The sequence below is a fragment of the Deltaproteobacteria bacterium genome, assembly GCA_016210005.1.
Classification (GTDB): Bacteria; Desulfobacterota; Binatia; order HRBIN30; family JACQVA1; genus JACQVA1.
Genome location: JACQVA010000086.1, coordinates 1 through 2,582 on the forward strand (window position 1 = coordinate 1; position 2,582 = coordinate 2,582).

Sequence of the window (2,582 nt, forward strand, 5' to 3'; positions counted from 1 at the left end):
ACGGGGTCGGTGTCGGCGGTGGCGGGGTGGGCGTCGCATCGAACACCAACGGCGGTTCCGCCGGCGTCAGCGCCGCGATCTGGCGGAAGTAGTCGGGGACGAATTGAAGCGTCTGCCCGCCGTCGGTGGTCTTGTAGATCGTGTTCTCGGAGACCGGAAACCAGCCGTAATTGGCGTCGACGAAGAAGACACCGGCGAAGTTGTGGGGCTGATCATGCGTTATGCGGCTCCAGATACTGCCGTCCCACTTCAGAATCAGGCCCCGGACCGGCGGCCGCGGACCGCCGACAGCCATGCGGCGGTCGAACTCCTGACTCGTTTCACCCGTGTCTCTACCTACCGCGACCACCAGGTTGGCACTGACGGCTTGAAACCCCCGTAGCTCGTCCCGCTCACCCGGCTTGAGCGGAATGTTCATATTCGCCCACGTTCGCCCGTGGTCACTCGACGCGAAGAGGGGCCCATGAGTATTCACAACGCAAAAGCCGCTGCGCGAGCAACTCAGCTCGGTGATTCGCTCCGGCGCCGCGCCCACGGCCTGCCATGTCTGGCCGCCGTCGTCGGTACGCACCGCACCATCCCCCACCGCCATCCCCTCGCGCTCGTTGAAGAACCAGATGTTGAAGATCAACTCCTTTCTTGGCGGCAATTTTACTCGCTGCCAGGAAGCACCCGCATCCACCGTGTGCAGCAACTCGTCGCCACAAGCGACCCATCCGTCGCTCAGGTTGCGGAAAAAGAGTCCGCCGCACAGCAGGCGAACGGGGCGGCCCGATACGTCCAGAACACGCGCCCGCTGCTCCACGAATGTCCGCCCACCGTCCGTTGTCCGGGTCAGCGTGCCGTCATCACCCAGCACCCAGAACGTGCTGCCATCAAGAAAGAACGCCGCCGTAGAGGCCTTGGGCGACTGCGTTAAGGGAATATCCATGACCAGCCGCCAACTGGCACCACCGTCCGCAGTGGCAATGATCACGGTCTGCCCGAGAACGTCGTAGACGTACCCGCTGTTGGCATCCGTGAACATCGCGCGCCTGAAGGGGCGGCGCAGTTCGTCGGGTAGGTATCCCCCCTGCCCCTGCGCAGCGCTCTGCCCCGCCGTCAGCAGGGTCAACACCACTCCGACGACTAACGCGACTCTTACCACGTTCACTTTGGTTGGCATTGTGGCGCTCCACACTCCAGCGGATAGCAGCCAATATCCCCCGGAAATTTGTCTTCAAAGTTAGCTATTGGATCAGGGTTTGCTGGCGCGTCGACTAGCAGCCTGACCACTCGCCTCTGAACGCTGAGGTCCTGATCCTGCTCCTCGTGCCAGGCCGCATCGTCAATACGCGTGTAGTGCCCGTGCGCGAAGTTGGCGAGTTGGCTCTCGATCGGCACCACACGGTCACTGGTGGTGCGGTCGAATCCCTGACAGTAGTGCGTGGGATTAGTAACCCACGAAGCAAGTTCGGGTAGGGGCTGACCCGAGAGAGCGCTCGCCGTGGTGCCGATGGCGTGCACGCGCACGGGGTCGCTATCGAACAGAAACAGCTGGTAGGCGGCGCTGCCGATGGAGAGATCGTAAATCGCGGCCCCGGCGTCAGGTTGCGTGCGGGAATCCGGTGCACTTGCTGGTTTGGGACGGGCCAACCAGTAAATGCCGTACCGCGTCAGTGAGGTCTTGGGCGGCGGCGGTTGGAAGCACTGCTGCCGCAGGTCTTGCGCACACATCTCATGCGTGACCTCGTTCCCGAGCGGGCTGCCACGTAAGGGGCTGCCGTACACAACGACACTTCCGAAGTCGCCGCGATAGAAGTTGTCGGCTCGTCGATAGTTCAGGTTCGAGACGCGCTGCCTCTGCATGGAAGTGTAGCGTCCCTCTAGCGCCGTAGGGCCGGTACCCGAGAGAATCCCCGCATTCACAGTCCCGGTAGTAGGGTAGTGAATTTCCCGCGGCTCAGGCGTGGGCGGAGGCACCGCCGGCAGACTTGGCGGGACGCTTCCAGCAATGCGGTCGGTGGTGTACCACCGCGCCAAGACACCGCCCATGCTGTGCGCCAGAACATCAACAGTCGTAATCGCGAGCTTCTTCCCCGCCACTGTTTTGCTTAGTGTCGGCGCACTTCTTAGGCCAGCGTCGCCATGCCCGTTCCGCAATCCCGCTGCCACGCCAGCGACCGCACGCGGCAGCACGTCGTAGACTTGGTCGAACCCGGAGATGTTGCGCGGCCCGAAGTCGGGCGTGAAGAACAAGAAGCCGTTTGCGTTCAGCGTGTTTTGCATGTCTTGCCCAATTGCTCTCGCCGCACTCCCGAACAGCCCGTGCTGCACCAGCAGCGGCGGGCGCACGAGGCGTAGGGTGGTCTCACCGAGCTGGCCACTGTCGGCTTCGATCGTCAGCTGCACGTCCGTCGTGGCCGCGGGTTGGCCGCTGAGCAGGTAGGGGAAGAGCGTCGGCGGGGTGTACACCGCCACCGCCACCATCCGCCCGTTCGGCCCGGGCTGCGGGGTTACCGTGATCTCGGTGGCCCGATCGGTGAACCCATTGGGCGACACGGTCCCAAACGGATACTGGCTGTCATGGTGCGAACCCAGTG

The 2,582-nt window shown here is 63.5% G+C and carries 2 protein-coding genes; both read right to left on the bottom strand.

The window, feature by feature from the left end; all coding sequences use genetic code 11:
* Nucleotides 1-1,165: hypothetical protein (locus tag HY699_08895; protein ID MBI4515916.1), on the bottom strand; the 1,165-nt coding region annotated here is incomplete at its 3' end.
* The coding region (locus HY699_08900; protein ID MBI4515917.1) for a hypothetical protein at nucleotides 1,150-2,582 on the bottom strand (1,433 nt) is incomplete at its 5' end. The genes HY699_08900 and HY699_08895, both read right to left, overlap by 16 nt.